Origin of the sequence: Steroidobacter denitrificans (assembly GCF_001579945.1) — a bacterium.
GTDB classification, from domain to species: domain Bacteria; phylum Pseudomonadota; class Gammaproteobacteria; order Steroidobacterales; family Steroidobacteraceae; genus Steroidobacter; species Steroidobacter denitrificans.
This window is the reverse complement of record NZ_CP011971.1, coordinates 2,335,832-2,361,486: the sequence shown is the minus strand read 5'-3', so window position 1 is coordinate 2,361,486 and position 25,655 is coordinate 2,335,832. Positions and strand designations below refer to the sequence as shown.

The 25,655-nt window shown below is 59.3% G+C and carries 19 protein-coding genes and 2 pseudogenes; 17 read left to right on the top strand and 4 right to left on the bottom strand.

Annotated features, from left to right (window positions below; all coding sequences use genetic code 11):
* Nucleotides 1–6: 6 nt before the first annotated feature.
* The 5 genes from ACG33_RS10735 to ACG33_RS16170 all read left to right on the top strand — a co-directional run bounded on the left by ACG33_RS10735 (nucleotide 7) and on the right by ACG33_RS16170 (nucleotide 7,832).
* Entirely contained in the window at nucleotides 7–2,367 is a 2,361-nt protein-coding gene (locus tag ACG33_RS10735) for an acetyl-CoA acetyltransferase (RefSeq protein WP_066921090.1), read from the top strand.
* A gap of 246 nt (nucleotides 2,368–2,613) precedes the next feature.
* Nucleotides 2,614–4,743: an acetate--CoA ligase family protein gene (locus ACG33_RS10730; protein ID WP_157071759.1), complete on the top strand. Its 2,130-nt coding sequence runs from the start codon at nucleotides 2,614–2,616 to the stop codon at nucleotides 4,741–4,743.
* Nucleotides 4,744–4,812: 69 nt separating this feature from the next.
* Nucleotides 4,813–5,934, top strand: coding sequence for an NAD(P)H-dependent flavin oxidoreductase (locus tag ACG33_RS10725; protein WP_066921086.1), 1,122 nt, complete (start codon nucleotides 4,813–4,815; stop codon nucleotides 5,932–5,934).
* A 55-nt stretch (nucleotides 5,935–5,989) separates the two neighbouring features.
* Nucleotides 5,990–6,760, top strand: coding sequence for a glucose 1-dehydrogenase (locus ACG33_RS10720; protein WP_066921084.1), 771 nt, complete (start codon nucleotides 5,990–5,992; stop codon nucleotides 6,758–6,760).
* 325 nt (nucleotides 6,761–7,085) lie between these two features.
* Nucleotides 7,086–7,832: a helix-turn-helix transcriptional regulator gene (locus tag ACG33_RS16170; protein ID WP_066921080.1), complete on the top strand. Its 747-nt coding sequence runs from the start codon at nucleotides 7,086–7,088 to the stop codon at nucleotides 7,830–7,832.
* Here the strand turns inward: ACG33_RS16170 and ACG33_RS10705 are convergent.
* Both ACG33_RS10705 and ACG33_RS16555 read right to left on the bottom strand, forming a co-directional pair.
* Entirely contained in the window at nucleotides 7,829–9,679 is a 1,851-nt protein-coding gene (locus tag ACG33_RS10705; protein WP_456114927.1) for a pyrroloquinoline quinone-dependent dehydrogenase, read from the bottom strand. The two genes, ACG33_RS16170 and ACG33_RS10705, sit on opposite strands and share 4 nt — an antisense overlap.
* Nucleotides 9,595–10,254 (bottom strand): hypothetical protein, encoded by a 660-nt coding sequence (locus ACG33_RS16555; RefSeq protein WP_210399020.1) that lies wholly within the window; start codon nucleotides 10,252–10,254, stop codon nucleotides 9,595–9,597. Before ACG33_RS16555 ends, ACG33_RS10705 begins: the two co-directional genes overlap by 85 nt.
* Nucleotides 10,255–11,046: 792 nt before the next feature.
* Between ACG33_RS16555 and ACG33_RS10700 the strand changes: the two genes are divergently transcribed.
* Nucleotides 11,047–13,458 carry a TonB-dependent receptor gene (locus ACG33_RS10700; protein ID WP_168160069.1) on the top strand — a complete coding sequence of 804 codons (2,412 nt, stop codon included), beginning with the start codon at nucleotides 11,047–11,049 and terminating at the stop codon, nucleotides 13,456–13,458.
* Nucleotides 13,459–13,576: 118 nt separating this feature from the next.
* Here the strand turns inward: ACG33_RS10700 and ACG33_RS10695 are convergent, their stop codons facing one another.
* A complete protein-coding gene (locus ACG33_RS10695) occupies nucleotides 13,577–14,434 on the bottom strand; it encodes an LLM class F420-dependent oxidoreductase (protein ID WP_066923229.1) in 858 nt (285 codons plus the stop codon).
* 459 nt (nucleotides 14,435–14,893) lie between these two features.
* Between ACG33_RS10695 and ACG33_RS10690 the strand changes: the two genes are divergently transcribed.
* The 7 genes from ACG33_RS10690 (at nucleotide 14,894) to ACG33_RS10660 (ending at nucleotide 22,590) form a co-directional block, all read left to right on the top strand.
* Complete coding sequence (locus ACG33_RS10690; RefSeq protein WP_066921076.1) at nucleotides 14,894–17,689, top strand: molybdopterin-dependent oxidoreductase; 2,796 nt, start codon at nucleotides 14,894–14,896, stop codon at nucleotides 17,687–17,689.
* A gap of 10 nt (nucleotides 17,690–17,699) precedes the next feature.
* Entirely contained in the window at nucleotides 17,700–18,359 is a 660-nt protein-coding gene (locus ACG33_RS10685) for an ethylbenzene dehydrogenase-related protein (protein ID WP_066921074.1), read from the top strand.
* 55 nt (nucleotides 18,360–18,414) lie between these two features.
* The gene (locus ACG33_RS10680; protein ID WP_210399018.1) at nucleotides 18,415–19,548 is read left to right on the top strand and encodes a 4Fe-4S dicluster domain-containing protein; all 1,134 of its coding nucleotides are present in this window, start codon (nucleotides 18,415–18,417) and stop codon (nucleotides 19,546–19,548) included.
* Nucleotides 19,549–20,208: a molecular chaperone TorD family protein gene (locus ACG33_RS10675; RefSeq protein ID WP_066921072.1), complete on the top strand. Its 660-nt coding sequence runs from the start codon at nucleotides 19,549–19,551 to the stop codon at nucleotides 20,206–20,208.
* Nucleotides 20,205–20,657 carry a nuclear transport factor 2 family protein gene (locus ACG33_RS10670; protein ID WP_066921069.1) on the top strand — a complete coding sequence of 151 codons (453 nt, stop codon included), beginning with the start codon at nucleotides 20,205–20,207 and terminating at the stop codon, nucleotides 20,655–20,657. Before ACG33_RS10675 ends, ACG33_RS10670 begins: the two co-directional genes overlap by 4 nt.
* An 11-nt stretch (nucleotides 20,658–20,668) precedes the next feature.
* A complete protein-coding gene (locus tag ACG33_RS10665) occupies nucleotides 20,669–21,877 on the top strand; it encodes an acyl-CoA dehydrogenase family protein (protein ID WP_157071758.1) in 1,209 nt (402 codons plus the stop codon).
* A 137-nt stretch (nucleotides 21,878–22,014) separates the two neighbouring features.
* On the top strand, nucleotides 22,015–22,590 hold the full coding sequence (locus ACG33_RS10660; RefSeq protein WP_168160068.1) for a nuclear transport factor 2 family protein: 576 nt from the start codon (nucleotides 22,015–22,017) through the stop codon (nucleotides 22,588–22,590).
* 53 nt (nucleotides 22,591–22,643) lie between these two features.
* Here the strand turns inward: ACG33_RS10660 and ACG33_RS10655 are convergent, their stop codons facing one another.
* Nucleotides 22,644–23,657, bottom strand: coding sequence for an NADP-dependent oxidoreductase (locus ACG33_RS10655; protein WP_210399016.1), 1,014 nt, complete (start codon nucleotides 23,655–23,657; stop codon nucleotides 22,644–22,646).
* 282 nt (nucleotides 23,658–23,939) lie between these two features.
* On the opposite strand from ACG33_RS10655, the gene ACG33_RS15780 reads away from it, so the two are divergent.
* The 4 genes and pseudogenes from ACG33_RS15780 to tnpC form a co-directional block, all read left to right on the top strand.
* Nucleotides 23,940–24,344 (top strand): transposase, encoded by a 405-nt coding sequence (locus ACG33_RS15780; RefSeq protein ID WP_083536758.1) that lies wholly within the window; start codon nucleotides 23,940–23,942, stop codon nucleotides 24,342–24,344.
* Entirely contained in the window at nucleotides 24,341–24,691 is a 351-nt protein-coding gene (gene tnpB / locus ACG33_RS10645; protein WP_066921061.1) for an IS66 family insertion sequence element accessory protein TnpB, read from the top strand. Before ACG33_RS15780 ends, tnpB begins: the two co-directional genes overlap by 4 nt.
* 73 nt (nucleotides 24,692–24,764) lie before the next feature.
* Nucleotides 24,765–25,046, top strand: a pseudogene (locus ACG33_RS17085) (hypothetical protein); the annotation flags it as partial.
* A gap of 18 nt (nucleotides 25,047–25,064) precedes the next feature.
* Nucleotides 25,065–25,628: pseudogene (gene tnpC / locus ACG33_RS10640) on the top strand (IS66 family transposase); the annotation flags it as partial.
* Nucleotides 25,629–25,655: the final 27 nt, after the last annotated feature.

Here is a 25,655-nt window from a genome sequence, read left to right as displayed (position 1 = left end):
AAGGTCATGACGGTAGCGGACAATACACCGATCATTGTCGGTGTCGGTCAATTCACCGAGCGGATCGACTCCCCGGAGTATCAGGGGCTATCGCCCGTCGATATCGCGGCAAAGGCGGCCGAGCGTGCGCTAGCAGATACCGGTGGCGCACAGGGCTTGCGCGGCGCGATCGACGTGATCGCGACGACACGGACTTTCGAGGATTCCGGTCCGTCGCCTGCCGTTTTCGGTAAGACCGACAATTTTCCGCGCTCCATCGCGCGCCGACTCGGCATCGATCCACGCTACGCGTTCTGGGAAAAGGCTGGCGGTAACACGCCGCAGCAGCTAGTCAGTCGATTCTGCGGGGAACTCGCAGCCGGAACAGCCCAGGCGGCGCTGCTCGCAGGCGCCGAGGCCATCTCTACCCTGCGTCATCTATCATCGCAGGGCCAGAAGCGCAACTGGGCTGAGCATGTTGAGGGCCAGGTCGAGGACGGTGGCTGGGGGCTCAAGGGTATGGTTACCTACTACAACGCCCGGCATCGTATTATCGGTGCACCCGAAGGTTACGCGCTGTTGGAGAATGCGCGCCGCGGCAGGCTCGGCATGACACGTGACGCCTATGCCCGCGAAATGGGCCGTCTATTCGCACCGTTTTCGCACATCGCTGCTGCGAATCCCTATAGTTGCTCGGCGGCCAGCGGTTATACGGTGGATGATCTCATCACCGTGACCGAGCGCAACCGGATGATCGTCGATCCGTATCCGCAGCGCCTGGTCGCCAAGGACGCAGTGAATCAGGGCGCAGCCGTGGTGCTGACGACGGTCGGTAGAGCGCGCCAACTCGGTATCGTCGAGAGTAAGTGGGTCTATCTGCACGGCTATGCCGTCCTCAGCGAGCGCGAGATCATGGAGAGGCAGGATCTAGGTGCTTCGCCGGCCGCGCGCCTCGCGACGACCGCGGCGCTCGAGGCTGCCGGTATCGGCGCGGATGACATCGAATACTTCGATTTCTACAGTTGCTTCCCGATTCCCGTATTCAATGTGGCCTGCGACGAATTGAGGCTGCCACCGGACGATCCGCGCGGACTGACCGTTACCGGCGGACTGCCGTATTTCGGCGGCCCCGGCAACAATTACTCTATGCACGCGATCGCCGCGATCGTGGCGAAGCTGCGCGCGAATCCAGGTAGCTACGGTTTCGTAGGTGCCAACGGCGGATGGATGTCCAAGTACGCAGCGGGTGTCTATTCCACGCGTCCCGTACCGTGGAAGGTTTGCGACAGCGGCGCGCTGCAGGCGCGCATCGACGCTTTGCCGGCGCCCGTCGTGTTGCAGGAAGCCGACGGCGAGGCAACCATCGAAAGCTATACGATCGTCTACCAGAGAGGTCAGCCGGCGTATGCACTCATCGTTGGCCGTCTCGCTGCGGGAAACGAGCGTTTCCTTGCGCTAAGCCAGGATGGCGACGGCGAGACACTGGCGCGAATGCTGAAGGAGGAGCCGCTGGGACAGCGTGTCCACGTGCGTTCCTTTGGTGTGGGCAATCGGTTCACCTTCACCGCCGCGAGGATGAACGAACTATTTCCGCCTGGTCCCAAGGAATTTCGCGAGCGCTATGAGTACTGCCTCGTCGAGCGTCGCGACCATCTGCTCGAGGTCACGATCAACCGTCCCGAATCGCACAACAGCCTGCATCCGATGGCGGGAGAGGAACTCGCGGAGATCTTCGACGCCTATGAGGACGATGACGATCTCTGGGTCGCGATCTTGACCGGCGCAGGAACCGAGGCCTTCTGCTCCGGCAATGACCTCAAGTACTCCGCCTCCGGCAAGCCGGTTTGGATACCGAAGTCCGGCTTCGGGGGTGTTACGCGTCGGCGCCGGGTGAAGCCGCTGATCGCGGCGGTGAACGGTATCGCGATGGGCGGCGGCACCGAGATTGCGCTGGCCTGCGATCTCGTGGTCGCAGACGACAAGGCTGTATTCGCGTTGAGCGAGGTTCGCGTCGGCCTGTTTGCGGGCGCGGGCGGCATCGTACGGCTGCCGCGGCAAATTCCGAAGAAGGTCGCCATGGAGATGATCCTGACCGGGCGCCGTGCCGGCGCGGAGGAGATGTGCGGCTGGGGACTCGTGAACCGCGTGGTTCCGGCAGGTACGGCGCTCGAAGCGGCTCGCAGGCTTGCGGAGGAGATTCTCGAGGGATCACCCACGTCGGTGCGGTTGTCGATGGAGGTCATGAACCATGCCGAGCGCATCCCCGCGGAGGTCGAGGCCGTGCCGTTCCCGCCGCACATCATCGACGCTCTGATCACGAGCGAGGACGGCTTCGAGGGACCAATGGCGTTTGCGCAAAAGCGCAAGCCGAACTGGAAGAATCGCTGAGATCGTCGATGCAAATCGATCCGTGGCATACCATCCATTGGCCTGTCATCGTCGACAGTTCTCGCCGGTCTGATCGTGAAGTACATAACCGAGGATGGATCCAGCGGCTCTGCTGGACGAGCGGATCGACGCATAGGGACGTATGAATGGGTGCTGTTCAGGAAACATCAAAGTGACCGCTCCATCTATATATCTTTCACTAACGAGTATCGGCAGGACGCAACGAGTGTCATCTGCATCGACATCATGAAAAATATTGACCGACGCGCTCTGCTGCAACGACTGTTCTATCCTCATTCCGTGGCCTTGGTCGGCGCGTCGGAGCGTTCTCCTTGGTCGCAGATGCTGCACGCGAACTTCCAGAGCACGGGCTTCGATGGTCCCATCTACGCCGTCAACAAGGGCGGTGTCGACGCCCATGGCTATCCGGGATTCGTATCGTGCCGCGCGATCGGGGCGCCGGTCGACATCGCCTTCGTGTTCGTGCCGGCCGAGGCGATGCAGGACACTTTTGAGGATCTGATCGCTGCCGGCATCCGGGCTGCCGTGATCCTGACTTCCGGTTTTGCAGAGACGAGTGAGGCAGGGGCGCGGCTGCAGGATTGGCTCGTCGGGCGTGCGCGTGAGGCCGATGTCGTGATTCTGGGACCCAATTGCCTGGGTTACGCAAACCTGGCGATCCGTGCGCCGCTGACGCCGATCCCGATCCACCCGCCGCTGCTGAAGGGCCGGGTGGCGCTCGTGTCGCAGAGCGGCGCGACGAATTCCGAGATCGCCGACATGGCGCACGACCTCAACGTAGGTTTGTCGCTGTACGTGGCCACTGGCAACGAAGCCATGGTCGATATCGCAGCCTGCGTGGACTTCCTCGTCGATGACGCGAATACGGAGGTCATCATGGTATTCGCCGAGACCATCCGCGATACGGCGACTTTCCGTGCCGCTGCGGAGCGTGCGCTTGCGGCGAAGAAGGCGATTGTGATGCTGAAGGTCGGCAGCAGCGCACTGACCGCGCAGGTGGCGGCAGCGCACACCGGGTCGTTGGTCGGTGACGACCGGATTTTCAGCGCTGCCTGCGAGCAACTCGGTGTGATCCGGGTATATTCGGTTGAGGAGTTGATCGTGACGGCCTCGCTGCTCGCGCACACCGGTCCGCTCGCGACGCCTGGCGTCGGTATCGTCTCGATTTCGGGTGGGGCCTGCACGCTCGTGGCCGATCGTGCCGAAGTCTACGGCGTCGATCTGCCGGCCTTTTCGTCGGCTACGAAGGCCGCACTTACGCAGGCGGTACCGCTTGCGTCAGATCCGATCAATCCCTTCGACATTACGGGCCTTGCGGTTCGCGATCCCAGCTTGTTCGAGAGTGTGATCGAGGCTATTGCGGGAGAATCCACAATCGGCTTTGTCGGCGCGATCTACAGCTTGCCCTGGAACGAGAAGTGGCAGCAGGTTCCGCAACTCGAATCGATCGGCCGTGCATTCGCGAAGCTCGACAAGCCCTGTGCGCTGCTGAATCAGTTCCTGCGGCCGCAAACCCAGAAGAGCCGCGATATTCTGGCAGCGACCGGCATCCCTGCGGCCTTCGGTGGCATCGAGGAAGTGCTGCGCGCGCTCGGACATGTGAAAAAGTGGAGCGCCCGCGTACTGGAGCACGCGCCGACGCGGCCGATGGCAGTGACCGTACCGACAAGCGAACGCCCGATGAGTGAGCGCGAAGTGCTTGATTTCTTGTCGCGGTACGGTGTGCCGGTGATTCCGACGCGAATCGCGGCGACGCGTGAAGATGCCGTAGCCATCGCCGCTGCGCTTGCCGTACCTGTCGCCCTCAAGATCGCTTCACCGGACATCGCGCATAAGACCGACGTCGGCGGCGTCAAGCTCAACATACTGGGCGATGCCGCGGTGGCCGATGCCTACGACACCATTCTGGCCTCGGTGGTGAAGGCCGCGCCGCAGGCGCGTATCGAAGGTGTTCTCGTGTCGCCGATGCGCAGCGGAGGGTTGGAAATCCTGGTCGGCATCGTGCGCGATCCGCAGTGGGGACCCGTGCTGGCCGTGGGCCTGGGCGGCATCTGGGTCGAGGCGCTGGCTGACACGCGCCTTGCGCTACTGCCCGTTGCGTCCGTGCAGGTGAAGGATATGCTGCGGTCGTTGCGCGCAGCCAAGCTGCTTGCCGGCTTCCGTGGTGCGCTTCCCGTCGATCTGGACCGGTTGGCGGAAATCGTTGCGGCGATCGGCGACGCGGCGCTCGCCCTTGGCGACCACCTCGAGACGCTCGAAGTCAATCCCTTATGGATCAACGGCGGCGAGATCGAGGCGCTCGACGGCCTCGTCGTGTGGGCGTCGACATCCGTGGTATCCACGGCAGCGCATTGAACAAGGCATGGGTGGGCGAGGTATCGTGGTGTGCCCCTCACCTTATCAGGAATTTCGGGAGGAGTCGCGTTGGAACCGATTCAAAGTCTCGTAGGCGCGGAATTTCCGCTGTTCGCCTTTAGTCATTGTCGCGACGTAGTTGCGGCCGTCAGTCGATCGGGAGGCTTCGGTGTGCTCGGCGGTAGCAGCTTCACGCCCGAATCTCTTGAGGAGGAGTTGCGCTGGATCGACAGTCATGTCGACGGCAAACCCTATGGCGTCGACATCCTGATTCCCGAGCACCAGATGCTGGGTATGGATCACAGCATCGACGCGCTGCTTGCACAGATCCCGGCGCGCCACATCGACTTCACGGTCGACCTGCTGCGGCGGTACGGTATTGCTGCGACGCCACAGGAGGTCGTGACGCGGCAGCTGCCATCGACGCTGCCCGAGATGGGTGAGGCGCTGATGGATGTAGCCTTCCGTCATCCGATCCGGCTCATGGTCAACGCGCTCGGTATCGCGCCGCCAGCGATGATCGAGCGTTCGCGCCGGCACGGCGTACCGGTGGGCGCATTGGTCGGTGCCAAGGAACATGCGGTACGCCAGGTGAAAGCGGGCGTGGATCTCATCATCGCGCAGGGCGGCGAGGCCGGCGGCCATTGCGGCGAGGTCTCGACGCTGGTGCTGGTGCCGGAGGTGATTCGGGCAATCAAACCGATCCGTGATGTGCCGGTGCTGGCAGCGGGTGGGATCATGACCGGCGCGCAGATGGCTGGTTGCATGGCGATGGGCGCAGCAGGCGTTTGGACTGGTTCGGTCTGGCTTGCGACCACGGAGTCCGAAGCCAGCGAATCCTTCCGCGAAAAAATGGTGGCTGCGAATTCCCGCGATACGGTCCGCTCCCCGACGCGCACGGGTAAGCCGAGCCGCCAACTGCGCTCAGCGTGGCACGAAGCCTGGGACGGCCCCGGTAGTCCCGGTGCTCTTCCTATGCCCATGATGGCCATGATCAGTATTCCAACTTTCGGAAAGATCGACAAGGCCGCGGATGCCGGCAACGAGAAGGCCCGCGAGCTCGTCAGCTACTGGGTCGGCCAAGGCGTGGGTCTCGTGGAGGGGGTGTGTTCGGCCACTGCCGTCGTGCAGGAGTTCAAGCAGGATTTCGCGGATGCAATGAGCCGCATGATGACAATCATCGATGGATAGGCACGTTCACGGAAGCTGGATTGTAATACCGTACACGAACATCTGAGGATGGAACATGAGCGAATCACGGTTGGCGGGAAAGATTGCATTCATCAGTGGCGGTGCGTCTGGTATCGGCGAGGCCAGCGCCCGCCGTTTCGTCGCGGAAGGCGCATGCGTCGTTATCGGTGATATGAATGCGGAGCGTGCTGCGGCGGTTGTTGCTGAATTGGGAACCGCCGCGCGTCACGTACAGCTCGACGTGACACAGGAGGAGTCCTGGCGCAAGGCGATCGACGCGGTGGCTTCACTGCACGGTCGCCTCGACGTTCTGGTGAATTCAGCCGGTATCAGCATACCGAACAATATTGAGAGCTGCGATTACGAGTTATGGCGGCGCCATCAGAGGATCAATGCCGATGGCGTGTTTCTGGGCTGCAAATACGGCGTCGGGCTCATGAAGGGGACGACGCGCGCAGGTGCGATTGTGAATCTTTCCTCAACGCTCGGTCTGCGCGCCCATGGCGACTTCGTCGCCTACGGCGCTAGCAAGGCCGCCGTATGGTCCATTACACGCTCCGTGGCGCTGTACTGCTGTCAGCAGGACTATCCGATCCGCTGTAATGCCGTGCATCCTGGCGCGACGATGACGCCCATGATGCAGGGCGTTCTGGACGGCGCGCCGGATCCGGCGCAGATGCTGGAAACCCTGGCGGCTGGTCATCCGATGAAACGTGTCGGCCGGCCTGAGGAACTCGCGAGTACGATCCTGTTCCTAGCCTCCGATGAGGCCAGCTTCGTCACCGGCGTATCGCTTCCTGTGGATGGTGGATACTGCGCCGTTTGACTGGCAACCGGAGAATTCACTTGGATTCCGGCTCGACGACTATGCGTTGACTTTGTATCCGAAATTTCGCTATATGTTCGATCAACGATTCCGAGGGAAAATCGAGGGCTGGTATGCGATTGGCGCTTCGTGGCTTGTGTCCATTGTAGGCCTTGTGGTTTACAGAATCTGTATGTTGACGATTCTATGGCTCGCGTGTGCGAGGACGATGAAAGCAAGCCTTTGAAACCATCCATTTACCGGACCGTTCGCTAGCATGATATAGACATGTTTGCGTGTGCCTCGAGCTTCCTCGCTATGACGACTGGCGATAGAGGGTGGTGAAATGTCAAACATCATTGTGGAATTCACGCGCCGGTGTATGGAAGTCGACCAGAATCCGCGTTGTCTTTGTCCGATCATCGCCTCGACATTGGAAAAACTGGGGTTCAAGGCATTCGTTTTCAGCAGCCAGTGGGCCGAGAACTTTACCGAGCTGCAGGGCCATTTCGACCAGCTGTTTCTCGAGACGATTGTCACTGACCGTGCGTATCTGAGTAATCCGATCATGGCGGGGGCGCTCAGCAGCTGGACGCCGATATTCTGGGAAGCTGAACAGTACTGCAAGTCCGCTCAACCGTTTGCAAAGATGTTCGAGCGTTCGATGGATGTCGGCTATGAGAGGGGCGCCGCGGTACGCGTGAGCGGCAGAGTGGGAGAGGTCGGCATACTGGTCGCGATATACGACGGCCGGCATGCCCACATGGATGCGGAGCGCATCATTCTGAGCAGTGCCATGGCCGTGATCGGCCCCTACGCCGCCCTGGCGTGGCAGGGTCGGGGAGATCCGGCATCCGTTCAGCGGGCGCGGCTCAGTCCGCGCGAGTTGGAATGTCTCGGCTGGAGTCTGCAGGGCAAGACCGCCTGGGAGACTTCCCGCATCATTTCATGCTCCGAAAGGACCGTAAACTTCCATCTTCAGAATGCCATGCGCAAGCTTGAGGTTCCGTCCAAACAGCAGGCGGCCTTCAAGGCGATGAAAATGGGCTTGTTGCCCGTCTGGTCCGAAGGCGGATTGCCGTGCTGCGCTTAGTGCGGTCGATCTGCCGGTGTTCGGGGGTCGTCCATGGGCAAGGCATAGGCAAGCAGATGGTTGCCGGCTTTCGACTTGAGCAGACTGGATCCGCCCGCAGCGATGATGACTACTTGTCGCCTGGTTTGCGGCGTCAGATAAGTCATGGGAACTGCGTGACCACCGGCGGGTAGCCGGGACCGCCAGAGCTGCTTGCCGGTGCGGGAATCGAAGGCCCGCAGGTAGCGGTCCTGCGTGGCGGCGATGAACGTAATTCCGCTTGCAGTAGTGGTAGCCCCACCGAGGCTCGGAGAACCCATCGGTAGCGGCAAACCCAGCTTCAGGCTCCACGGTCCCGCATCCCGCGCGGTTCCTAATGGCTGATGCCATAGCAGTTTTCCACTGGATAGGTCGATGGCCGACAACATCGAGTACGGTGGTGCCTGGCAGGGTACGCCGAGTGGCGACAGGAAGGGTCGTATATCCGCGGCGAAGGGCGTGCCTTCCTGGGCTGCGGCACCGCCGACGAATTCAGTGCTGCCGGCGCGCCGTGCCCGGATTCCGCGGCTTTCGGCCTCGGCGCGGGAAAGTAATTGGTTGTGATTTGCCATCCTGCTGGTATTGAAGACCGCGATTCGGCGTGCGGGATCGACGGAGACGCTTCCCCAGCCGAATCCCCCCAAATAACCTGGATATTGAATATAGGGCGTAAGTCCCGGCGGGGTGAATACACCTTCGTATCGTGCTTCCCGAAAACGCAGACGGCACCAGAGTTCGTCGATAGGCGTCAGTCCCCACATGCTGTCCTCTGTCAGCTCAGGACCGCTGAAGGCTGGGAGCGCGGGAGAAAAGGGTTGCGTGGCCGCGAGGCGCTCACCTGGCGCGTACCCATGGGCAGGCACTGGGTATTCGACGATGGGAAAGGCAGGCTGTCCCGTAACACGGTCCAGGACAAATAGTTCCCCTCTCTTGGTGGGTTGCAGCAGCAATCTACGGACGGTGCCGTTCACCCTGAGGTCGACGAGTGTCGGTTGTGACGCAACGTCGTAGTCCCAGAGATCGTGATGCGTGGTCTGAAATGTCCAGCGTGGCCGACCCGTGGCCACGTCGATCGCGACCACCGAACTGGAATAGGCGTCGTCGAAGGGGCGGCGCTGCCCGCCGAAATAGTCCGGCGTCGCATTGCCGGTTGGTACGTAGACCATTCCCATGGCTTCGTCGGCGCTCATCGGCGCCCAGCTGTTCGGTGTGGCGCGTGTATAGTGCTCGCCGGGCGCGGGAAGGCCGGTCTGGTCCGGTTGTCCCACGTCGAATGCCCAAGCCAACCGCCCATTGACCGCGTCGAACGCACGGATCACGCCGGAGGGTTCGCCCCAGTACTGACCGTCGGTGACCCACCCCCCGAGAACGATACGCCCGCGCACGATGGCAGGAGGCGATGTAACGTAATAGTAGCCCTTGGTCACCGGACCCATGCCTTCCAACAGGGATACGGCGCCATGGTGACCGAATCCCATGCACAGCTCACCTGTGCGCCGATCGAGTGCGATCAGCCGTGCATCGAGCGTTGCCGTGATGATCCGCTCGGCGCAGACACCACTAGTCTCTGGAATACGATAGTACGACACACCGCGGCAGGTCAGACCTGCGACGTCCGCCAGATCCACGTCGAGCGAGCGGCGCCAAATCTCTCGGCCGGTTTCTGCATCGAGTGCGATTACGTCATTGTAGCCGGTGCAGAAATAAATAGCGTCGGCGATCTGTAGAGGGGTTGCCTGGAAGCTCACGTGTCCCGACGGGGCATCGCCAGTGCGGTAAGCCCATAGTACCGCAGCTGGTGAACGTTTTGCGGCGTGATTTGCGTCAATCTGCTGTGCCGCGTGCCACCTCGATCATTGCCCCAGTGGGCCCAATCCACCGGCGTGGTAGCAGGGTCGAAAGGGATATCCGGCAGGGTTGACATACCGATCCGAAGGGCGGGATCGAGCGGTGGCGGGTTGAACTTTCCGTGCGCGACAAAACCGGCGAGCACCGCTGCTGCGGCAGCGGCTGCCACATGGGTGAACGGTGTCATGGTTGCTCCGATCAGGCGTCGTCGAACCGGGGGCAGGATCAACCAGGAGCCCATAATGACCGGCAGCGCCAGGCGGCCTATAAGCGGCCACGGCGAGGAGCCCGTGGCAAAGACGGCCCATCCCAACGCGAGCCACAACAGCAACCCATAAAGCCGCGCACCGCTGGCACGCAATTGCCAGAGCAGTACGGCGCCGGCCATCAGAGCGAGGCCTATGAGCAGAAAATAGGGTGTTCCTCCCAGCCACAACAGCCGGCTACCGCCGGGAATCAGTGCAACGCCGGTGGCGCCGACCAGGAGTGCCAGAAAACGAACCGATAGTCTCCACCCGTCCCACCGTTGCTTAATGCTGCCGATGTTCTGCTGCATGTGCATCCTCGGCAGCGATCCAGAACGAATCCCGGAATGGCAGGGGTGTTTCTCGCTTAGTGTGTAAGATGCGATTTCGTTCCGATGGCTGCAACGCCGGTAGCATTACCGAGTTTCGAGCCAGATACAGCGAATCATAGACGCTGTTCTGATGTTCTTGAGTTTCACGACTCCTCGATTTCAGCCGGCGCAATGTGTTCTCATGCGGTGGGACACGTCAAAAACGGGTGCTGAAACGCAATCGCAGCATTTTTGATTCAAAAATTTCGTGGTTCACGAGAGGCGTATCCTTTGCGTAATTTTTTTGCAACAACATGCAAAAGGTCAACCTGTCATCGTTGACAGTTCTCACGCCGGCCGATCATGAAATATACAGTCGACTAAAGAAGAGGCATCCAGTATTTAGCGATACGGATCGACGCATTAGAACGTCGTACGGTCCTCTCAGGGGCTGCACGTATTGAGCTCGTCGAGACCGGAACGAATCGGTGATGCTTTAGGGGAATTCGAGGGGAGCTATCTGTTGCGAAAACGACTCATATGTCGAGGGTCGCCATGGCTGTAGCAGGAGGCGATTCATGTCGGCCGCGGATAATGAGCCGTAGATCGACGCGTCTGTGCAAACTTATTTCATTCGTGTCCGGCGGTCCGGCTGGCGACTGCCGTGATCGCAACAGCTCGCCGACTTTCCCCGTTCAGAGAACGATTTTCTGTTGCTTGTCGTTATCCATAAGGTGACGTTTCGTCTCCGTTTCGTCTCCGTATGAAGAAGTAGATAAAGAGGATATGATCATGCAGGTATTTCAGGCTACGAACCGCTTGAGCGTTGCAGTAAAAACCATTTTACTGGGTTCGAGCATCTTGTGCGCTGCCGACGCGGTGTCCGCCGAGGGCGCCATGGGAGCGACCACCGGCGCACTGGAAGAAGTCATCGTCACGGCGCGGCAGCGTAACGAATCGTTGATCACCGTGCCTGTGGCGGTATCGTCACTCAATGCCAAAGCTCTTCAGGATTACGGAACGACTGATATTCGCGACGTGGTGAAGTTGGCGCCGTCATTGACCATCGATCGCGCATCGAGCGGCTCCGGCGGCGTGCTGTCGCTTCGCGGTGTCGGTACCTCGCCAGGACAGTCCGGGTTCGATCAAGCCGTGTCGATCAATATCGATGGTGTACAGACGGGACGAGCGCGTGTACTGACTCAGGGCCTGTTCGACGTAGCGCAGGTCGATGTGTTGAAGGGTCCACAGGCATTGTTCTTCGGCAAGAACAGTCCAGCCGGTGTCATCGCGATCCGCTCGGCCGGTCCAACCCAGGAGCTAGAGGGGTACGCACGCGCCAGCTACGAATTCGGCGGCGACGAAGCTATCATCGAAGGTGCGTTATCGGGCCCGCTTTCCGATGCCTGGGGTGCGCGCCTGGCGGTCCGTTATCGCGATATGGAAGGTTGGCTGCGCAACGATGCAGCACTGGTCAGCAGCCCGTTCGCACCGCCCGATCCAGGCGCTCCAGTGCTGGGTGTCAGGAAGCCGGGGGAGAAGGAATTGATGGGTCGCCTGACATTGACTTTTACACCTGCGGACAGCAATTTCGACGCGACTCTGAAGGTATCCGCCATGGATTACGAAGACGACGGCCCAGCCGCTGGTCAGCAGCTCTTTAGCTGCGGTGCGTTTTCAGCAGGAAGAGTTTATGGTGTTACCGATCCGACGAGCGGCTGCAACTTCGACAATCACTATTCTGCAAGTGGCTTGCCGGACGGCGTGGCGGACAACTGGCCATATGCGCGGCAGCAACCGTATACCGATAGCAAGATCTACCTGGGTAGCCTGACCGCAAATTACCGTGCGGGAGATCTGACATTCACATCGGTGACCGGCTACTTCAAAACTGAAACGAGTTACGTTGATAATTACGACGCGACCGCGTTCTACCAGCTTGGTGCGGCAGAGTATGAGAAGTACGATACCTTTAGCCAGGAATTTCGGTTGCTGACGGACTACGATGCTCCCATCAATCTGATGTTTGGGGTATTTTACGAACACGCCCAGCTCGATTTCGTCAACGCCTCCAAAATTCTGGCGCTTGGTGTCGACCCGGCGACCGGCAAGTATGAGACCTGGAACAGGCCGGGCTCGACGAAGACCGACGCCTATTCCGTATTCAGTCAGGCGATCTGGGATATCACGCAAGAGGTGGAATTCGCTCTTGGCGTGCGTTACACACGCGAGGAGAAGGATTCCACGCTTGCTAATACCTACGTCTATCCGTCGCTCTCGGGTGTGCTGTTCACGCCACCGTCCCGAGTCTTCACTGATAAGTTCCGCGACAGCAATTACTCGCCGGAGGCGACTCTGACTTGGCGCCCTAACCAGGACGTAACGACATATATTGCTTATAAGACCGGCTACAAATCGGGTGGATTCGGGCTAGGCTTCACGCTGATGCCTGCGGACGTTACCGAAGATGCCATTCGTTATAAGGCCGAGCAGGTGAAGGGATTCGAGGCCGGACTCAAGACCCAGTTGCTGGATAGGAGACTGTTGCTGACCGCGGCAGTGTACACCTATAAGTACGAGGATCTCCAAGTCAACTCATTCGACTCGGCAACGACCTCCTTCATCATTTCAAACGCGGCAGCCGCGCGCGTAAAAGGCGTTGAAGTCGAGGCGCGCCTGAATGCAACGAGCTGGCTGAACGTGTACGGGGCGGTAGCCTACAACCGAGCACGGTATCTGGATTACGTGACGGGGTGCTGGAGCGGACAGACCGCAGCGTTGGGCTGCAATGTCGAATTGGCGCCTGGTAGCTTCGGACAGGATCTGAGCGGTGAGCCGCTGTCGCGAGCACCCGATTGGACCCTCAGCACCGGTTTCACGGTCGACGTGCCGATCAATGATAGATTCGTATTCGGTTTTGCCGGTAATGCTCGCTACAGCGACGAGTACTTTGGCGTAGAGAATTCCAACCCCGCCGGGATGCAGGATAGTTTTTGGGTGTTTGATGCCAGCGCGCGCATTGCGACGTCAGATGAGAAGATGGAGTTAGCGGTGATCGGACGCAATTTGACAGATGAGTACTATTCGGCCGGATATCTCGCCGAGAAGCCGGGGGCGACGGTTACCCCGGGTATCCCGGGGCAGATCATGGGTGTTCCCGCACGCAAACGGCAGATAGCGCTGCAGGCAACCTACCGCTTCTGATGTAATTTCCGATATATGAGCGGCGCCTGGGCTCCCAGGCGTCGCTTTACTCGTCGCGCAAGTGCCGATGCCTGAGGCAGGCAGATGGGAACGTCATAATGCAGCAGTCAACGGATCTTCAAGATGTCAGTTGACACCGGATCTTTCCCAGATAGTCGACGTGTTGGGCTACGGTGTGGAATTGCTGATCCATCGTGTAGATGGAAGCGTGTGTTCCTCCCTCCCGACGCCACCGTTCGATCGTCGTGATGGCGTCATCGACGCTCTTTGCGCTCGTCATGATGTACAGTGCGCCGAAGCCCTCGAGCGAACGGCCAGCCTCGGCGAGATGATGGCGTACGCGCGCCCAGGCGTCGATGACGGTTTCCATGGGGCCGGCGAAGATGAAGCCTTCACCGAGGCGCCCTGCGCGCCGGAACGCGGCTTCGCCGAAGCCGCCGATCCAGACCGGAATACGGCGCTTCGGTCGCGGGATGATACAGGCACGATCGATACGGTCGAACTCGCCGGCCCACGTCAGCAATGGTTCGGACCATAGGCGCCGAAGGAAGCCGATCTGTTCATCAAGCCGCCGACCACGCGTGTGGAAATCCTGGCCCAGCGCTTCGTACTCGACGGGATTCCAGCCTGCGCCCACGCCGAGCGTCAGGCGACCATCGGAGAGCAGTTCCACGTCGGTTGCCTGTTTTGCGACGAGCACGGTTTGCCGCTGCGGAAGGATTACGCAGCCCGTGATGAATTGCAGCCGCCGCGTGATCCCCGACAGGAAACCGAACGCGACCAGAGGGTCGTGAAACGGGTGCTGATCGGTATAGGGTCCCCAGAGTTTCGGTTCGCGGTCGGGATTCGCCCCCACCACATGGTCATACATTAGCAGATGATCGTAGCCCAGGGTTTCCGCTGCCGAGCCGATCTCGCGCACCGCTTCGGGCGATCCTCCCAGTTCGATCTGAGGATAGACGACTCCGACGCGGATCACACTAGGCCACCGAGGTACAGGGATGTTGTCACGCGATCACCGCTGAAGTCGTAGTTCGCGCGGATTCATGAAAATGACTGACGCGCATGTGGCGCAGCGACCAGGGACATCGGGCGTTTCGCGCTCGCTCGCTACGCACTCAGGATCCCGCTCGAGATCAAGGTGAATAACGGCTTCTTATCCCTCCCAGGAAGCTGCATATGTCATTCTCGATAAAAATACCTTCATGGCGGCGTAAGAGCACCTGTAAAGCTTGACAGGACCGTATTCCTCCGGCGGCGATAACATTCGAGGTACCGCAGCAAGTGTCGTTGAGGACGGTAAGAGGGGCAGCCTCTGTGGGCGATAGCCTACAACGAGGCGGCGAGCTGGGGTGGCGTACGACGTAGATAAGGAATGCATCGAGAACCGGTTGCCGAAGTCGTCTTAGACGGCAGAGCATTCAACTATCGATACATGTTCAAGAAAGATTTCCGTGGAGGCCATATGGCGACACGTCGACATTTCCTGCAGGCAGGTGTGGCTGTGGTCGGGAGCCTGCCGCTGAGGCGGCTGGCATTCGCGAGTAACCAGGAAGGCAGGCCGATAGCTGCGGCTCCTGCCTACACCGATTGGCGTGATGTTTACCGTAAGGCTTGGACGTGGGACCGTATCGTCCACAGCAGCCATTCATGCAACTGCAACAATAATTGCTCGTGGAAGGTCTACGTGCGCGACGGCATCGTCTGGCGCGAGGAGCAGACTGCGGGGTATATCCAGCATAATCCTGGGTTGGCGGACTACAACCCGCTGGGTTGTAACAAGGGTGGTGCCTTTAGTCATGAAATGTACCGGACGGGGCGTCTGAAGTACCCACTGAAGCGGGTCGGAGAACGTGGTTCCGGTAAATGGCGCCGTGTATCTTGGGATGAGGCGCTTACTGATATTGCCATGCAACTTATTGAGATCATCAAAACCGATGGTCACGATACGATTATTGGTAGCCTCGCGACACACTCGTTGCAAGGAACGAAGGGCGGACCCTCCAAGCTGCGGTTCTTCGACCTGCTCGGAGGTACGATGCTGGATTCCTACGGGGATATCGGTGACTCGCAGGCCGGCGCGATGATCACAACAGGACTGCAGGCTTTTGCCGGTAGTACCGATAGCCGCATGCTGGCGAAATGCATCATCCTCTGGGTCTTTAATCCGGCGGTGACTCGTATTCCGGATGCACACTTCCTATACGAAGCACGCTACCGTGGCGCGACAATCATCAGCATTTCGCCCGATCAGAATCCGAGCCATATGCATGCGGATTACTGGATCAACCCGAAGCCGGCGACCGACCCGGCGCTCGCGCTGGCCATGGCGCATATCATCGTACGCGACCGGATGTACGATGCAGCGTTCATGAAGGAGCAGACTGATTTACCTTTTTTGGTGCGGCAGGATACGCGTAAGTTTCTGCGTGCTGCTGATCTGGAGGTAGGCGGAAAGGACGACGTATTCTATTGTTGGGACGCGAAGAGCCAGCGGCTCGTCGCGGCACCCGGATCGATGGGCTCCGTGAAAAAAACACTTCTGTGGGACGAGATTGATCCAGCGCTCGAGGGTGAGTGGGACGTTACGCTCAGGGACGGTAGCCGTGTGCGTGTGCATCCAGTGTTCGAACGGCTGAAAACGACCCTTGCGATGCACACTCCTGAGTTTGCAGCCAAAGTTACTGGAGTCGGTACGCAGACTATCGAGCTTATTGCCCATACGTATGCTCAGGCGTCCCCGGGTCTGATCGAGCTTGGGTGGGGGGCACCCAAACTTTATCACGCCGATCTCCTCGGCCGTGCAGTGTTCTTGCTCTCGGCGCTTACCGGTAATACCGGCAAGGAGGGTGGTGGTGTCTGGACTGGCGGAATCGCGGCGATAGAAGGAATGGAACGTTTGGGCTTTCCTGTGGCAGGAAAGATTGGGAGACACCGAGTAGTGCCGGGTCCAAGCTGGATGTATGTCCACGGTGGTATGCACGAGGTGTGCAGCCGCTGGATTCCGGTGCCGGGCAAGCGCAGTGGAGACGACTATATTCGTGAAGCTCTCGATAAACGTTGGATGCCGCTGCACCCGCCGCGAGACCGCGAGCCGCGAGCACTGATCGAGTGTGGTTCGAACATTCTGCGCCGCACGCGTATGAGTCACATTCTGTACAAAAATCTGTGGCCCAAGTTAAAGCTTGTGGTCACGATGGACTATCGTATGTCGTCCACGGCACTTGCATCGGACTACGTATTGCCCGCGGCCGGTTTTTATGAGGTCGAGGGCGTCAAGATTTCTGAGACCAGAGTTCCGTTTCACGTTTATCAGGGCAAGGCGGTAAATCCTATCGCCGAGTCGCGCGATGATTGGCATATCTTCGGTAGCTTGCTGAAGAAGTTGCAGGAACTTGCTCCGAAGAATGGCCTTACACAGCTACACGATGATGAGTTCGACTATGTGCGTGACTACACACGTATCTATGATGAATATACCGACAACGGTAGACTTGCCGAGGATGTTGAGGATGAGGTCATAGTACGTGAGATCATGGAGCATACCAAGGCTCACAAGGGTATTACGTTAGAGCAGCTACGTGAGAAGGGTTATGCCGACTGGACGAATTCAGGCTCGAAGGACAATCCTGGTTCTTCGACGAGCTTCGAAGTTGTACGTGGCCGACCGCTCACAGCAGCGACCGATTTCACCGAAAAGAAGCAGCCTTGGCGGACACTGACGGGACGCGTTCAATTCTATATTGATCACGACTGGTTTCTTGAGTTCGGCGAGGAACTTCCGGTACATCGAGATCCCCCGAAGATGGGCGGTGATTATCCACTGTGCCTAACAGGTGGCCACACACGGTGGGGAATTCATTCGCTATGGCGCGATAACGAGTTGATGTTGCGTCTTCAGCGCGGCGAGCCGCTAATCTATATGAATCCTGCTGATGCGCGTGAACGTGGTGTTCAGGATCACGATGAGGTCGAAGTATTCAACGATGTGGGTCGTTTTCGCTGCCGCGTCATGGTGACGCCAACCATGCAACCCGGCCAAATCCATTCCTATCATGCCTGGGAACCGTTCCAATTCAAGAATCACAGCAGTATGGATACGGTGCTTGCTTCACAGTTGAAACCGCTGCTGTTCGTCGGTAACTACGGCCATCTACGGTATCTTCCGCTCTATTACCAACCGAATAACGTCGATCGTGGAACGAGGATCGACGTTCGCAAGGTCTCCTGAGGACGTCCGTATGCGAGCTATTTATACGCCAGAGCTCACACTTAAGGATTATCTCGTCATCGATCATGACTGCTGGGGTCGTGCGAATGGCGTGAACCTGCAGATGGTAGAAACGCCGATAGCAATGCAGCCCACTGACGCGATCCGAGCACAATGGAAGGGCCGTAAACATGGCGTGGTTACACAGGCGCGACTGGCGGCACTGCATAACGGCACGGTGCTGGGATTCCGATTGGAATGGGCTGATGCGAGCGTTGATGAACGGATCGTCGATAACGATCAATTTGTGGATGCAGCCGCAATCATGCTGCCGTCGGTACCGAAGGCACCGATCCTATTGATGGGACAGAAGGGTGCGCCGGTCAATGCGTGGTATTGGCGTGCGGACGAGGGGGTGGATGGACGAAATATAGTGTCAGAGGGCTACGGAACGACTCGTACCGTGACGCCAAAGACGGTGATATGTAATCAGCAATGGCGCAAAGGCACATGGAGCGTGGTCATCACGCGTGCGCTTGCCCTGAAGACGTCTGAACCCATCGCCCAGATGAAACCAGCCGAGCAGTTGCCCTACGGAGTGGCGATCTGGGAGGGTGGCAATCAGGAACGCGCTGGTATCAAATCTTTTGCGTTGAGTATCGAGGATCTGATACTGGACGCAGCGTCATGACATGTATCTCATCGACAGCCGTCATATGGCGGAATCACTTTAGTGAGGGTATGTGATGTCACAGCGACAATTGGCGATGGTCATGGACCTCAATAAGTGTATCGGTTGTCAGACCTGTAGCATTGCCTGCAAACAGCTGTGGACACGCGAAGATGGCATGGACTACATGTGGTGGAACACCGTGAATACCCAACCCGGAAAGGGGACGCCAAAAGGCTGGGAGAACTCCGGAGGGGGATTTCGTAATGGACAGGCGCAGGACGGTAAGTTGCCAGTGCGCCGTGACTTTGGTGATGCTTGGGAGTTTAACCACGAGGATGTATTTACCGGCGGCCACGGCACGCAGGAGCACCTGCGTCCGAAGGGTGATACTCCGCAGTGGGGTCCAAACTGGGACGAAGATCAGGGTGCTGGCGAGTATCCGAATGCCTATTCATTCTATTTGCCGCGTATCTGTAATCATTGCACACATGCTGCATGCATTGCGGCGTGTCCACGCGGGGCAATCGAGAAGCGTGAACAGGACGGCATCGTGGTCGTCAATGAGGATCGCTGCCGCGGCTATCGCTTCTGTATGACGGCTTGCCCATATAAGAAGATCTACTTCAATCACGTGAAGAAGGTCGTGCAAAAATGCATCTTTTGTTTTCCTCGTATCGAGAAAGGCGTGGCGCCAGCCTGTGCTCGGCAATGTCCGGGAAGGTTGCGCTTCGTAGGTTATCGAGATGATCAGGATGGCCCGATCTGGAAGCTCGTGGAGAAGTGGAAGGCGGCAGTGCCTCTGCACCCGGAATTTGAGACGGGGCCGAATGTATTTTACGTGCCACCACTCAATCCCGCACGTATTGACGAAAACGGAAATATTGATTTTTCGAAGCCACGCATCCCTATGGACTATTTGATATCGTTGTTCGGACCTGCGGTCGTAGACGCACTTGATGTGCTGCATACGGAAATGAAGAAGGTAAAACAGGGCGGTCAGTCAGAACTCATCGATATCCTCGTAGCTTACGAGTGGAAGAATAACTTTGGGGGATTCGACCGTGACCCTGCGACGGTTGAACAGCCGTTCGCATTGGGCGACTGCGTGGATGAGGGTAAGCATGACCCGCTCGCCGCAGGCGATCCACTGACCGATCATGAAAAGCCGGTTCATTTCTTTGATCGGCTCGTCCGCAGGAAGGTATGAGTGAGCGCCTGGGCACGCAGTGGGCTGTATCGGGTGTTCGCAAGCGCGCTGGAATATCCTGACGAGACGCTATACAAAGTGCTTGCTGCCGGTGAACTGCACGATAGACTGATGCAGTTGCTGCCCGGCATGAGTCTATCGCTTCACGGAAGGTTTGATGCGGCGGCGCTTCGAACTGTGCCTGACGCAGAGGAGCTTGCAGCCGACTATTCGGCATTGTTCGATGTAGGCACGGGCGGGAAGCCGCCGTGTCCGCTCCACGGAGGTGCCTACGGCGGCACGCAACGTTTGAAGGTCATGGAAGAAGTCATACGTTTTTACGACCATTTCGGTCTGCGTCTATCTCCAGATCTCAACGAAATGCCTGATCAACTCGGAGCTGAACTCGAGTTTTTACATTTTTTGTCCTTTCGGCAGGCGGAGGCGGGTGATGGCGACGATACATTGCCCTACCGGCGTGCTGAGCGGGATTTTATTGCACGGCATCCGGGACGCTGGGTGCCTGAGATGCGGGCGCGACTGGAGAAAACAGCGGCGAGTCCGTTCTATCGCGAGATCGTCATGCTGCTGGATGAGTTCCTGCGTGTTGCGGTGTGCGAGGTGGATGAACCGATAAGTCATTCGATACCGGAGAATTCAACGAGGAGAGCTCGGATATGAACCGTGAAAACGAAGCAGTGGTTCAGAAGTTTTATGATGCGCTGGCGACGATGGATATCGAGAAGTTCTGGGCTTGCCAGAGTCCCGACGTGGTCTACAACATCAGCGGCCACTCGCCCATTTCGGGGCAGGTTCGTGGCCGCGCGGCAATGGAGCGCGACATTCTCCCGCAGGTGTTCGGTGCGCTGGATGCGAAGAATTTCAAGTTCTGCAAGAAGCTCAAGTACTTCTGCTCGGATGGCGAGCGCGTCGTGTGCCTCATGGAGGCGGATGGCTTCGGCACGAACGGTGAGCGTTACGACCAGCGCTACTGCCATCTCTTCGAGGTTCGCGGCGGCAAGATCGTACAGGTGTGGGAGTTCTTCGACACCATGCTTGCACGCCGTGTGATGTTTCCGGACCCGTCAAAAGATCTCGCGCCGGGCCAATCGAATGGCTTCGACTTCTAAAGGAGATCAGCGTGACGGAAGTATCAGGGCCGCCCGTAGAGGCAGACTTGTCAGATGAGGAGCGGGCGATTCAGGCGACCGCCCATCGCTACGCACGCGAAGTGATGCGGCCGGTCGGTATCGTGCTCGATCGGATGACGCCGGAGCAGGTCATCGCGCCCGATTCGCCGTATTGGGCGGCACGGCGGCAGTATCTGGAGCTCGGCCTCGATCTGACGGATGCCGCGCGCGGGCTTTCGCCGGTCGAGGTTGCGCGTCTGACGTATCTCGTGCACGAGGAGCTGGGCTGGGGCGATCTCGGACTGGGCTGGGGTTTCTACGGCGCCAGCTTCCCGTCGGCTTTGGCCCAGGCCATGGGGCGCGCGGATCTCGAACAAATATTCACGCCCGATCGGATCGGCTGCTGGGGTATCACCGAGCCGGATCATGGCAGCGACCTGCTGGATTTCGAGCGATCATTGAGTCCGATCGAGCACGGGGGAAAGCATAGCAGCTGCGTGGCAATCCGACGCGGCGAACGGATCGTGATTCGCGGGCAGAAATCGGCCTGGGTATCGAACGGCTCGATCGCGAAGGACATGTCGCTGTTCTGCCGCTACGACGACGGTACCGGAGCGCCAGGATTCGGCGCATTCCTCGTACCGCTGGATCTGCCGGGCGTGCGGCGCAGTCCTCCGGTGCGCAAAATGGGTGTTCGATCGATGAGCGATTCGGAGATTTTCTTTGACGACGTCGAGATTCCGGCAAGCTATATGGTTTGCGGACCGAAGGAATATCCGGCGCTTCTGCGCGGCATTCTCGTCGGTGCGAATCCGGGCATGGCGATCTTCCTGGTGGGCGTCGCACGCGCCGCTTTCGAACACGCACTCGCCTACGCGAAGATACGCGTCCAGGGTGGTAAGCCGATCTTCGAGCATCAGGCGATCCGGTTGAAGCTCTTCGACATGTATCGAAAGATTCAGGCGGCTCGGGCGCTGGCTCGACACGTGATGGTGACGCATGCGGGCAATCCGTCACCGTATTTTCCGCTGGCGGCATCGGCGAAAGTGACGGGCTCGCAGTTTGCGCTCGAGGTCGTGAGCACTGCGTTCGAAATTTTCGGCGGCTACGCTAAGACCGAGGAGTATCCGATCGAAAAACTCTTGCGCGACGTGCGTATGGGGACGGTCGCTGACGGTACGAACGATGTGCTGAGTCTCATGGCGGCAGCACAGCTATAGGGGACGTGCAGACTGCGAGTGGCGGCAAGGGGAGCCGGTAGGCTGTGTGGCCTGGGCATTCGAACTGCCTGTGTACGCTGCCCGCTGCGATAGATCGTCAGCGGCAAATGCTTGGAGAATTCGGAGGATCAACGAAGATGCAACGACGAATGATCAGGGGCATAAAGACTCCAAGCGCTGCGGACGTCGCGGCGAGACTAGCCATTACCGAAGTGCTGCATCGCTATTGTCGCGGTATGGACCGCATGGACCGGGAACTGACGTTGTCCTGCTGGCATCCCGGCGGCACGGACGAACATGCGCCGTTGTATGCAGGTTCGGCGGAAGGCTTTATCGATTGGTTGTGGCCGGTGCATGCAGCGATGCAGGGAACGCGACATGTACTCAGTAACATCGTTATCGAAGTCACCGGCGATCGGGCTGTCAGTGAGAGTTACTGGAATGTCACCCTGCGAGTCCCACGCGGCGAAGAAGTGGTCGATATTTTCGGTGGCGGCCGCTATCTGGACCAGCTGGAATACATCAACGGCGTGTGGGCGTTCCGGCACCGTTGCTCGGTGCATGACTGGGACCGGGTCGAGCCCGTGGGTGGTACGATGTCGAACATCGCCGGCCCAGCGCTGATCGTGCCGAACAATCCGGAAGCAACGATTCGTCCGTCGGCGCGTGATCGCAGCGATTACTCGTACACGTTGCTGGACCGTTCAGACTGAGATGCCGCGGGATCGTCCAGGATGAGGTACAACGGGCGGACGCGCCGGTGCGATCACTGTTCCGGCGAAATCCGCACCAACTGTACGCCATGATTCTGTCCGTGGAAGACGCGGGACATCGCCTCTAAGACGCGATCGAGGCCGTCGAGGATCTCCATCTGGTATTGGAGACTACCGTCGAGAATCCAATCCTGCAGCTTGGCGATCACCTCCGGACCCCGATGTAGAAAGTTAAGTACTAGAAAACCTTCCATACGTGCGGATTTGTTGACCAGCTGCATCAATGAGCGCGTGCTCTGCACAGTGGCTGCGTTGTAGCTGGCGATGAGACCGGACAGGGCAATCCGGGCTCCGGTATTGATACGGTCCAGGATCAGGTCCATGACCGGGCCGCCAACGTTTTCAAAGACGACATCGATACCCTGGGGGCAAAGAGCGTCGAGCCGTGCGCCGACGTCCTCGGCGCGGTAGTCGATGGCGCCCGCTACTCCACAGTAGTCGAGCAGCCAGCGGCACTTTTCCGCTCCTCCTGCGATACCTACGACTCGTAACCCTAACTTTCTGCCGATCTGGCAAACCAGCGAGCCGACGCTACCTGCAGCCGAAGTGACGACCAGCGTGTCACCGGGCTTGGGTTGACCTATTTCCGTCAGGCCGCAATAGGCCGTGAGGCCCTGTGCCTCCAGCACGGTGCGGTAGGCCGCAAGCGGCACGCGAGGATGCGGATGTACGGCTTGCAGCTGGTCGGCTGATGCCAGGTACCACTGCTGCCAGCCGCCCATGCCGTTGACGTAAGTGCCGGCCGGTAGATCGGCGACGGTCGACTTTTCGACGATACCGAGCGTGATACCCATCATCGGCTGGCCGAGCGGCTGCGGCGGAAAGTAGCTCTCTTTTTCGTTCATCCACAGTCGCATCGAGGGCGGTACGAATAGGTAAATATTACGGACGAGAATCTCGCCGGGACCCGGTACCGGCTTTGGCCGCTGTACGACCTCGAAGTGCTCTCGCCGCGCCTCGCCCTCCGGACGCGAGATCAAATTCCATTGGGTGTTGGTTTCGCTCACGCCACTTCCTCCGATGAGATGTTGCTCCACAATTTTGATAGCTCAATGCTGTGCAAGACGATTCTAGTGGTTTGTAACAACTGATTCTAAACTGATATGACGACGAGGGTCAGTATACTTTCTCTTATTTTTGGATTCGCGAAGCCTTGTTGTAGCCGCGGATATAGTGCATGAATTTTCCCCTGAGATCCGCAACCGAGGGTAAGCGTCATCCCAAGGCCGTCTGTACGTTAGAGAGCTGAGCGATGAGGATGTGTCCACTTCAAACCAAGGTGGACACCTATGACGACAGAGCACTCAGAGAGCCTAGTACCGAACCTGCTGCGAGGCCATAAGAGCGACGGCCGGTGCGTGTATGACGAGGCAGCCAAACAGGAGCTGGTGCGTCGCTGCCAGCAACCCGGCGTATCACTAGCCCGCACGGCGATGCTACACGGGGTGAACGCCAATCTGCTGCGTAAGTGGGTATCACAGGCCGATGGCGCACGTCCGTCCCGGCGCAAGCGGCAGGCGACGTTGCCGGTGCCCGCCTTGCTGGCAGTGAAGGCAGTGGAATCGAGCGCACCGGCGCAGGCCAGCCGGGGCTATGTGGAACTGATCGTGGCGGGCGGGACGCTGCGACTGTACGGTCGCATCGATCCTCAGACGCTGTCGGTGGCGCTGGACTGCCTAGTGCGGTGTGCATGATCGGGTTGCCTGCAGGCACGCGGATCTGGATCGCCGCCGGGGTGACCGATATGCGTCGGGGTATGTATGGGTTGGCGGCCTGGGTGGAGACGGTCCTGGCACAGCCCGCCTATGGTGGAGATGTGTTCATCTTCCGGGGTCGGCGTGGTGATCTAATCAAGGTGCTATGGTCGGATCGCGATGGACTGTGCTTGTTCGCCAAGCGCCTAGAGCGCGGCCGGTTCGTGTGGCCGCTGGCCAGCTCGGGCACCGTTCATCTCACACCTGCGCAGTTGTCGATGCTGCTGGAAGGTATCGACTGGAGAAGGCCACAGCGCACGAGTTCTCAGCCACTACACGTGGTGTAGGCAACGCGCTGAGAAGATCATAAAAATTAAGTCGATAACGAGCGCACCGACGCAATCGAGAATGTACTAAGATGTGTCGGTGGCGCTTGACTACGCAGACCTGCCGAACGATCCCGAAGAACTGAAACAGCAGTTACTCAAACATGCGGCGTGGGTTGAGGCGCTGAAGGCGGAAGTAGTTCGTCTGCGCCGCTGGCGTTTCGGTCGCTCCGCGGAAAACATCGATCACAGCATAGCGCCTGAGTTGCCACTGACCGGCGGTGAGACACCGCCCAGTGCGCAACCCACTGCAACTGCTTCGACGGACTTGGCATCGGCCAAGCCGCCGAAGCTGGAGGCAGTCGACGTAGCACCCGGTTCTCGTCGAGTCACCCGGGCACCGCGTGCCCTGCCGCCCGAGTTGCCGCGTGTGGTCCTTGAGCATCGGCCACAGCACTGTCAGTGCCCGGACTGTGGCGGTGCGCTCAGCCGCCTGGGTGAGGATATCTCTGAGCAGCTCGACTACGTACCCGGCCACTTCCAAGTGATCCGTCATGTGCGCCCGAAGCTTGCCTGCCGCGGCTGCGCCCGCATCGTGCAGGCTGCCGCACCGCGCCGCCCGCTCGAGCGGGCGTTGCCGACGGCGGGACTGCTGACCCAAGTGATCACGGCCAAGTATGCCGATCACTGTCCCCTGTACCGCCAGGAAGGGATCTATCGACGCAGCGCTGTGGAGTTGCCGCGGGCGATGTTGGCTTCTTGGGTGGGCGAAACGGCGAAGTTGTTGTCGCCGGTGATCGGTGCGCTGGAGCGCTATGTGCTGTCCGCGCAGAAGTTGCATGCTGACGATACCCCGGTACCGGTGCTGAGCCCTGGACGGGGTAAAACCCAGACCGGCCGGTTATGGACTTACGTGCGCGATGACCGACCTTCGGCGGGCTCAGATCCGCCAGCGGTGGTGTATTGACGCTGCCTCGGTTTCACG